Annotated in this window: 6 protein-coding genes and 1 pseudogene; 5 read left to right on the plus strand and 2 right to left on the minus strand. The window is 65.4% G+C overall.

Going from position 1 to position 7518, the window contains the following annotated elements; genetic code table 11:
• Positions 1 to 928, minus strand: a pseudogene (locus ACESL8_RS11670) (hypothetical protein); the annotation flags it as partial.
• Positions 929 to 1065: 137 nt separating this feature from the next.
• Between ACESL8_RS11670 and ACESL8_RS11675 the strand changes: the two are divergent.
• From ACESL8_RS11675 to ACESL8_RS11685, 3 genes are all read left to right on the plus strand, one after another.
• Complete coding sequence (locus ACESL8_RS11675) at positions 1066 to 3063, plus strand: TIR domain-containing protein (protein ID WP_372919037.1); 1998 nt, start codon at positions 1066 to 1068, stop codon at positions 3061 to 3063.
• 110 nt (positions 3064 to 3173) lie between these two features.
• Positions 3174 to 3395, plus strand: a complete 222-nt coding sequence (locus ACESL8_RS11680) for a hypothetical protein (RefSeq protein WP_372919039.1) — start codon at positions 3174 to 3176, stop codon at positions 3393 to 3395.
• Between the two features lie 337 nt (positions 3396 to 3732).
• Positions 3733 to 4194: an Lrp/AsnC family transcriptional regulator gene (locus ACESL8_RS11685; protein WP_372919041.1), complete on the plus strand. Its 462-nt coding sequence runs from the start codon at positions 3733 to 3735 to the stop codon at positions 4192 to 4194.
• Here ACESL8_RS11685 and ACESL8_RS11690 read toward each other — a convergent pair.
• A complete protein-coding gene (locus ACESL8_RS11690; protein WP_372919043.1) occupies positions 4191 to 5405 on the minus strand; it encodes an acyl-CoA dehydrogenase in 1215 nt (404 codons plus the stop codon). The genes ACESL8_RS11685 and ACESL8_RS11690 overlap by 4 nt on opposite strands.
• 89 nt (positions 5406 to 5494) lie before the next feature.
• Here ACESL8_RS11690 and ACESL8_RS11695 point away from each other — a divergent pair, with 89 nt between their 5' ends.
• Together ACESL8_RS11695 and ACESL8_RS11700 are read left to right on the plus strand one after the other, a co-directional pair.
• Positions 5495 to 6502 (plus strand): fumarylacetoacetate hydrolase family protein, encoded by a 1008-nt coding sequence (locus ACESL8_RS11695; protein ID WP_372919045.1) that lies wholly within the window; start codon positions 5495 to 5497, stop codon positions 6500 to 6502.
• A 221-nt stretch (positions 6503 to 6723) separates the two neighbouring features.
• Positions 6724 to 7518 (plus strand): TolC family protein (locus tag ACESL8_RS11700; RefSeq protein ID WP_372919047.1); only part of this gene is annotated, 795 nt, incomplete at its 3' end.

Genomic DNA, 7518 nt, shown 5'->3' on the forward strand with positions numbered 1-7518 from the left:
ATCGCAGCGGCCGCCCGGTCGCGCCAAACATCGCCTCCACCCGGCGATAGGTATGAAACAGCGGGTTGCTGCGCGCGCGCCACGCCGACGTCGACAGCGCCAAGGCAGCCGCCGCCCTGTCTCCGGCCGGATACAGTGCGGCGGCAATGACGGCGGCCAGCCTGCCATCGCGCCCGGCCCTGCCAGCGCATTCAGCCCCATCCGCGGGCTGGTCGAGCGCCTCCAGCTCGGTCACCAGCCGCCAGGCTTCGGGGTTGCGCGCATCGATCAGGATCACGCTGGCGCCGGCCACCAAGGCGCTGGCCAGGGTGTGGCCGGTGCCGCCCACGGCATCGCGGCTGGCGCCGTCCCACACCGCGACCATCAGATCGGATTGTTCGATCATCACCCGCCCGGACAGCGCCACCCGGCGCGAGGCGGCACTGGCATAGCGGCCGGCCGCCGCAACATCACCCGGTGCATCGACCATCGCCAGAAACAGCGGCGCAATCGCCGCATCGGCATCGGCCAGCTCAAACAACCGTGCCCGCCCGGCCAGCGCCAAAAGTGCAGCAGCCCGCGCGGCAGTTTCAGGTTCCAGCGCAGCGCCGCCGGCCAGCAAACGGCGGGCATCGAGCCGGCTGGCGGGATGAGCGTTGATCGCCAGATTGAGCGCGCGCCCGAACGGCAACGGCGCCGCCAATTCCCAGCCGCGCGCCAGGGCAGCAATGGCTGCAAGTTGATCGCTGCCATCGGCAAGCAGGCTGTGCAACCGCACCTGCGCCGGGCCGGCAGCGGCGGTAATGGCGGTGAACAGCTGATCGATCACGGCAGTGATGCGGGCCTCATTCGCGGCAAAGACGGCATTGCTGGCACGGTGCCCCGTCACCCCCAGCGACAGGATCGGCGCCGGCAGGGGCGGCACCGCAAGAAGGGGGGTTTCAGCCATCCCCGGCAAACTGGTTTGCTTCGCCGGCAAAGACAACCGGCAAAATGCACCCGGCAGGCAATTTGGCTTTCGCAATGCCGAAAATAATCCGGCAATAGGATGAAGCATCAGCAGCAGGGCTCGAGAGGTCGCACGACATGAACGGCGAGGGTGTCGAACAGGGCAAGGGCGGCGCGCCAGCGGGCGGCGCGGCCCGTTTGCACCTGTTCTTCAGCTACTCCCGCACCGATCAGAAAGCAGCACTGCCGCTGATCCGCGCCCTGGAACAGCATGGCCATGCCGTGTGGTGGGATGGTCTGCTTGAAGGCGGCGACAATTTCCTGCCAACGACGCAGGCAGCGCTGGAAAAAGCCGATGCCGTGGTGGTGTTGTGGTCGAAAACCTCGATCGACAGCCATTGGGTACGCGATGAAGCCACGGTTGGCCGCGATCGCCGCCGGCTGGTGCCGCTGTCCCTTGATGGCAGCCTGCCGCCGCTCGGCTTCCGCCAATTCCAGGTTATCGACATTACCAAGTGGAACGGCAAGCCGGCGGCCGAGCTGTTTCGCCGTGTTATCAGCGCGATTGCCGCGGTTTCCAGTGCGCCGCCAGCCGCCGGCAGCACACCAACAGCCGCCGGCAGCAATCCCGGATACCCCGGCAGCGTTCCCCTATCCGCCGGCAACAGCAATCGCCGCAATCTGCTCATTGGCGCAGCGGCGCTGGCCAGCGCTGGCGGGCTGGCGGGCTGGCGCTGGCTGCGAACCAAAGCAGACACCGAAATTGCCAACAGCGTCGCGGTATTGCCGTTTCGCAACCTCAGTGGCCAAAGCGACAAGGATTATTTCGCCGAAGGCCTCGCCGAAGAATTACGCACCACGCTCAGCCTCAACCGGCAACTGCTGGTCAGCGGCGCGGCTTCCGCAGGCGGCTTCCGCGCCGCCGAGGCAGACACCCGCGATGTCGCCCGCCGCCTGGGTGTTTCCAACCTGTTGATGGGGTCGGCACGCCAAACGGAAGGCCGGGTGCGCATCACGGCGCGGCTGGTGGACGGCGCCTCCGGCTTTGAACGCTGGAGCCAGGCCTTTGATCGTGCGATGGCCGATGTCCTTGCAGTACAAGTAGAAATTGCCACCACCGTTGCCGACGCGCTGATTTCCACGCTCGCCAAGGATGACGCCTGGCGGGCTGAACGGCCCGGCGCCACCAGCGATGCCGCCGCGTTTGATGCCTATGTCAAAGGTCAGGCGCTTTACCAGATCGGAGGCAGCAGCGACACCGATGCGCAGGCGTTGGCCGCCTTCGACACGGCTATCGCCCGCGATGCCAAATATGGCGCTGCGCACGCCGCCAGGGCCCGCACCCTGGCCGCCATCGCCAACCGCGATGCCAGCATTGCTCGGGCCGCCGGTTTGCGCAGCGATGCGCTGGTCAGCGCCCGCAATGCCATCGCGCTGGCGCCTGATATGGCCGACGGCCACGCCGCGCTGGGTTTCCTGATGATGAGCCAGCTCGACATCCCTTCGGCAAGGCCGGCCTATCAACGCAGTTTCGAGCTGGGCCTGGGCAACGCGCCGATCCTGGCTGCCGTTGCCGAATTTTCCGCCAATATCGGTGACTTCGCCAATGCCAACGCCGCCATCCGCCGCGCCGAACGGCTTGATCCGCTAAACTCGGCAGTGTTCCGCAACGCCGGCATGGTGGCCTTTGCCGCCCATGATTACAACGCCGCCCGCCAACCGCTGGAAACCGCGCTGGCGCTTAACCCGCGCCAGGGTATCGTGCACCGTATTTTAGGCGACATCGCGCTTGTCACCGGCGACGTCGCCGCCGCTCGCCGCCATTATGCCGCCGAACCGAGCCGGCTTTCCCAATTGCGCGGGCTGGCCATCACCGATGCCCGCTTGTCCGGCGCGGCCGCAGGCGAGGCGCAAATGGCCCGGCTGGTTACGGAATTCGGCGACGGCGGCCTTTATCAGCAGGTGGAAGTGCTGGCGCAGTGGGGCCGTATCGAGCCGGCGCTGGCCACACTGGAGCGGGCGCTTGAGCTGCGCGATTCGGGGCTGGTGCTGGCGGGCACCGACCCACTGCTCGATCCTCTGCGCAAACAACCCCGGTTCAAGGCAGTGCTGCTGCGCGTTGGCCTGACCGCCTGAACAAGCCAATAATCAAGTCTTGCCGGTCTGGCCGTCGCAAGGCAAGATAATGGTTCGCCCGCTACTGAGCGAGCGTGGTTGGTCCGTTCAAGCCGATTTGGGGGATATATATGAAGAAGTTGACGATTCTGGCCGGCGCCATGCTCGCCGTCAGCCTGCTTGCCGCCTGCGGCGAAAAGAAAGCCGCCGAGGCTCCCGCCGCCGATGCCCCGGCTGCTGAAGCCACTGCCGAAGTCACTCCGCCCGCCGACGCGATGGCGCCGCCAGCGACTGCACCTCCTGTTGAAGGCGACGACGACCGCGGGAACGACGTGAACCGCGGCGCCAAATAAGCGCCATCGACCGTCTTGGCCGCTGATTTCGCTGGCGCTGGCTGGTCACGCAATGGACCAGCCAGCGCCCACTCGCGAATGCGCTGAACACCTCCCGCTAAAACCTTGGCCGCTGCAATCGCGCACGCGGTCGGCCCTGGCGCTCTTGCAGTTCACGCCAGTTGATTACGGCTTGCCAGTGTTCGGCACTCGGCTGAAGGCCCTCGATGCCGATCTGGCCCCCCGTGCGCGATAAAGGTGCCGTGCACAGCACCGGCAGCCTCCCGCCCGGCCAGTCCCAGACATTGGTTGGCCCACGCCGCTTGCGCGAAACAGCGGCCGTGCGCACAGTTCGTTCATGATCGACGCCTATGACCTGAAGATCCTCACGCTGTGGCAGCAGCGCGGCGATATCGGCCCGGTGGAAATGGGCGAGGCCATCCACCTTTCAGCGTCGCAATGTTCGCGGCGGATGGCGGCGCTGAAAAAGGCCGGCCATGTCCGCGGCTTCCACGCCGTGCTGGAACCGGCGGCGGTGGGGGTTGGGCTGATGGCCTATGTGCTGCTCACCATGAAAAGCCATTCACCCGAGGCCGCCGAGGCCTTCCGCGCCCGCATCCTCGGCCTTGATGAAGTGATGGAGTGCCACAAGCTGACCGGCGAGGCCGACCTGATCCTGAAGGTGGCGACGCGCGATCTGGCCAGTTTCAACCAGTTGCTGTCCCACCGCATCCTGGCCGCACCCGAAGTGGCGACCGCCCGCTCCTCCATCATCCTTGACGAAGTGAAGAGCACGACGGCCCTGCCGATCAGAATTTAAAAGAACGCCTGCAGCCCGGTTTGCGCGCGGCCCAGGATGAGCGCGTGAACGTCATGGGTGCCTTCGTAGGTGTTCACGGCTTCCAGGTTCATCACATGACGGATCACGCCATATTCATCCGAAACGCCGTTGCCGCCGTGCATGTCGCGGGCCACGCGGGCGATATCGAGCGCCTTGCCGCAATTATTGCGCTTGAGCAGCGAGATGGCCTCCGGCGCCAGTGTGTGATTGTCCATCAACCGACCGCCCGCCAGCGCCGCGCACAGGCCCAGCGTGATCTCGGTCTGCATGTCGGCCAGTTTCTTCTGGATGAGCTGGGTCGCCGCCAATGGCCGGCCAAACTGCTGGCGATCAAGCGTATATTGCCGGGCAGCGTGCCAGCACCATTCCGCCGCGCCCATCGCGCCCCAGGCAATGCCGAAACGCGCATTGTTGAGGCAGCCGAACGGGCCGGCCAGGCCTTCAACGCCGTGCAGGATACGCTCTTCGGGCAGATGCACATCGGCCAGTACGATTTCGCCGGTCACTCCGGCGCGCAGGCTGAATTTGCCTTCGATCTTGGGCGTTGAGAAACCGGCATCGCCGCGTTCAACGATGAAACCGCGAATCTTGCCGTCTTCGCACTTGGCCCACACCACTGCGACATCGGCCAGCGGCGAATTAGTGATCCACATCTTGGCACCGCTCAGCAGCCAGCCGCCCTGCACCTTCTTGGCGCGGGTTTTCATGGACGAAGGATCGGAACCGGCATCAGGCTCGGTCAAGCCGAAACAGCCGATCAACTCGCCGCTGGCCAGGCCCGGCAAATAGCGTTCACGCTGGGCTTCGGAGCCATAAGCGTGGATCGGATACATCACGAGGCTCGACTGCACGCTCATCGCCGAACGATAAGCCGAATCCACCCGCTCAACTTCGCGGGCAATCAGGCCATAGGCGACGTACGAGGTGCCGGCGCAGCCATAGCCCGTGATCGTTGGGCCAAGCAGGCCTGCGCTGCCAAACTTGCGCATCAGCGCCGGATCGAACGTTTCATGGCGGTTGGCCAGCTTGACCACCGGCGCCAGTTCGGCATCGCAAAAGGCCCGCGAGGCATCGCGGATCATCGTCTCTTCTTCGGAAAGCTGGCTGGCGAGCAGCAGCGGATCTTCCCAATCGAATTTGGGCCACTTGGGGGCGAAATGCTGAACGTCGGCGGCTGCGGCAGTGGCCATGGCGAAACTCCTCTTCCACTCTGCTTTAACCGCGCGTTGCCGCCGCGCCAAGGCTTGCCAGCCGCGACAAACCGGTTCAGCAATGGGGAATGAAACTCGCGTCGCTCAAATTCGGCCGTGATGGCCGCCTTGTCCTCGTTTCTGACGATCTCGCCTGGTGCGCCGCGCCGCCGCCCATGTACCCCACACTGCAATCGGCGCTGGACGATTGGGACCGTGCTGCCCCGGTATTGAAAGGGGTGGCGCTGTCCCTTTCCCATGATGCGCTGCCGCACGCGCGCTTTCACGAACGCGACGCTGCGGCGCCCCTGCCCCGTGCCTATCAATGGGCCGATGGCAGCGCATATGTGAACCATGTCGACCTGGTACGCCGTGCCCGCGGGGCCGAATTGCCAGCAAGCTTCTGGCACGATCCGCTGATGTATCAGGGCGGCAGCGATCATTTCCTGTCCCCGCGCGAATCCATTGCTTTTCACGATCCAGCCTGGGGTCTGGACCTTGAAGCCGAAGTCGTCGTCGTCACTGGCGATGTGCGGCAAGGCGCCAGCCGCGAGGAAGCACTGGCGGCGATCAGGCTCGTCGGGCTGGTCAACGATATCTCGCTGCGCGGTCTGGTCCCCGATGAACTGGCCAAGGGCTTCGGATTTGTGCAGTCCAAGCCGGCCAGCGCACTTTCACCCGTACTGGTGACCACTGAAGCGCTTGGGGAGCATTGGCAGGATGGCAAGCTGGTGGGCACGCTGTGTGTCGAACTGAACGGCCAGCCCTTTGGCCGGGTGGAAACCCACACCGACATGACGTTCGATTTCGGCACGCTCATCGCGCATCTCGCAAAAACGCGGGACATTGTTGCGGGCAGCATCATCGGTTCGGGCACGGTTTCCAACCGTGATGCCGATGGCGGCCCGGGCAAGCCCTGCGCTCATGGTGGCCGCGGTTATGCCTGCATTGCCGAACAGCGCATGGTGGAAACCATCCTGGCCGGCACGCCATCGACGCCGTGGCTCAGCCCAGGTGATGTGGTACGGATCGAGATGCTGGACGACAAGCACCACAGCATCTTCGGCGCCATCGAACAGACGGTAGTAGCGGCCTGACCGCTTCGCCTGTTTGCAGTGGGCAGTGGCAAATGAAGTGGTGATGACAGTCGCTACCCACAAAATATCCTCGTGTCGCGCCTGCGCCCAAATGCTCTGGCCCGGCGTAGCCTTACTTGCCGGGGTGCGCCGCCTCGGCTATCACTCCCCATTCCGTGGTCGCCGCACGGCGATTTCGAGAGGAAAAATATGAAGCTGGTGCCAGGTTTCAGGGGGGTCTGGTGGGCGTCACGGCCGCTTTGCTGATTTTGATTGCAGCGCAGGCTGCCGGCACCGCGCCGGCCAATCCCGCGCTGCCGGCAAAGACCGCTCCAGCCAAGTCTGCCAACCCGGCCCGTGCGGCAGCGCCGCAAATTTTGCCCCTCCCCGCCGCAGATCAGGCTTGGCTGAACGCGCTCGCAGCCCGGCCCGTGGTCGATTTGCCGATGCGGCTGCGCGCGGCAGCCGATGCGTTGCCATCGGTTGGCGAAGGCCGCGAAGGCATGGCCATCGCCAACGCGCAAACCAGGCAGGCCCGCAGCCGACTGTTTCCCACGTTGGGCGTGGATGTGAACAGCGCCGATACCGTCGCCCGCGATTTTCAACGGCAAACCACCCGGTTCGAAAGCCTCGTGCCGCGGCGCCGCACCGATGCCATCGGCTCGGTCAACCAGCTGCTGCTCGATTGGGGTGCCACCTCGGCGCGTATCCGTGCAGGCCAAGCTGCGGAAACCGGTGCCCGCGCCAATTATGAACTGGCCCGCACCGATGCGCTGGTGGCGCTGCTGGGGGCTTGGCACGAAGCCATCGCCGCCCGCGCCAGCCTGCAGTTGACCAAGGGGCACACCAAGCGGCTCGACCGGGTGGCGATGATGGTGGGCAAACGCGCCAAGGCCGGCGCCGAAAGCACGGCCGACAAGGCGCGTGCCGATGTCGCCGCCGCCCAGGCGCAAACCCAGTTGGCCGAAGCCCAGCGCCGCGATGCTGCCGCCAGCGCGCGGATCACCGAATTGTGGGGCAAGCTGCCGGAAAATCCG

Source organism: Sandarakinorhabdus sp. (assembly GCF_041689835.1).
In the GTDB taxonomy this organism is placed as follows: domain Bacteria; phylum Pseudomonadota; class Alphaproteobacteria; order Sphingomonadales; family Sphingomonadaceae; genus Sandarakinorhabdus.

What these genes read in the sequence shown, in the direction of transcription:
- ACESL8_RS11690 (WP_372919043.1), bottom strand. Translation starts at nt 5,405, where the DNA reads ATGGCCACTGCCGCAGCCGCCGACGTTCAGCATTTCGCCCCCAAGTGG.
- ACESL8_RS11685 (WP_372919041.1), top strand. Translation starts at nt 3,733, where the DNA reads ATGATCGACGCCTATGACCTGAAGATCCTCACGCTGTGGCAGCAGCGC.
- ACESL8_RS11680 (WP_372919039.1), top strand. Translation starts at nt 3,174, where the DNA reads ATGAAGAAGTTGACGATTCTGGCCGGCGCCATGCTCGCCGTCAGCCTG.
- ACESL8_RS11675 (WP_372919037.1), top strand. Translation starts at nt 1,066, where the DNA reads ATGAACGGCGAGGGTGTCGAACAGGGCAAGGGCGGCGCGCCAGCGGGC.
- ACESL8_RS11695 (WP_372919045.1), top strand. Translation starts at nt 5,495, where the DNA reads ATGAAACTCGCGTCGCTCAAATTCGGCCGTGATGGCCGCCTTGTCCTC.